Below are 899 nucleotides of genomic sequence, written 5' to 3'. Positions count from 1 at the left end.
CCTTCCGGGAGATCTTTCATGTCCGCTCCCGCCGTCACGGTCATCGTGCCCAGCTACAACTACGCCCGCTATCTGCCGGGCGCGCTGCGCGGCGTGCTGGGCCAGAGCATGGCGGATTTCGAGCTGCTGCTGGTGGAGGACGGTTCCACGGACCAATCCCCGGCCGTGGCCCGGAGCTTTGCCGCGCGCGACTCCAGAGTGCGCCTGCTGACCCATGCGGACGGCAGAAATCACGGCCTGCCCGCCGCCCTGGCTCTGGCGCTGGCAGAAGCAAGGGGCCGCTGGACGGCCTTTCTGGAGGCCGACGACCTCTGGCATCCCCTGTGTCTGGAACGCCGCCTGGAAACAGCGGAAAAAAACAACGCGGGCGTGGTCTGCAACGACATAGCCCCCTTTGCCATGCCCGGAGCCGATATGGCCTGGTTTGAGGGCTATGTGCCGCGCGTCATGCGCTGGCATGCCCGGCTTGCCCCGGCGCACTGCGATGTGCGCCCCTTTCTGTTGGAAAACAAAATCCCCACCTTTTCCTGCGCCATGGCCAGAACCGGCCTGTTGCGCCGTATCTCCCTGCAAACGCCCGTGCCGCGCTGGCTGGACTGGTGGGTCTGGGCCCAGCTCGCCGCGCTCGCGCCCTTTGCCTTTGTGCCGGAAAAGCTCACCCGCTGGCGGCTGCACCCCAAAAGCTGGCACCACAAGGTGGAAATCTTCAGCTACCTTAAGGAGTTCCGGCGCATGGGGCGCGGCTTCCGCCGCCTGTTCGCCAGCGATCTGACCCGCCGCGGGCAATGGGGCGCGCTGGCCTTTCTGCTGCTGCCCGCCACAATACGCCTGGCCGCGCGCCTGGCATTGACGGCACGTGAGGACGGGCTTGTGCGCGCCTTGCGGCGTATTTCCGGGCG

Annotated in this window: 1 protein-coding gene; it reads left to right on the top strand. The window is 67.0% G+C overall.

Translation table 11 applies throughout. The annotated features are described in order from the left end of the window. Positions 1–18 precede the first annotated feature (18 nt). A partial coding sequence (locus HMPREF1022_RS17795; RefSeq protein ID WP_009304028.1) for a glycosyltransferase family 2 protein occupies positions 19–899 on the top strand: 881 nt, incomplete at its 3' end.

Source organism: Desulfovibrio sp. 6_1_46AFAA (assembly GCF_000224635.1).
Classification (GTDB): domain Bacteria; phylum Desulfobacterota; class Desulfovibrionia; order Desulfovibrionales; family Desulfovibrionaceae; genus Desulfovibrio; species Desulfovibrio fairfieldensis.
Note: the sequence above shows the minus strand (reverse complement) of the source record. Positions and strands in the feature narration are given on the sequence as shown.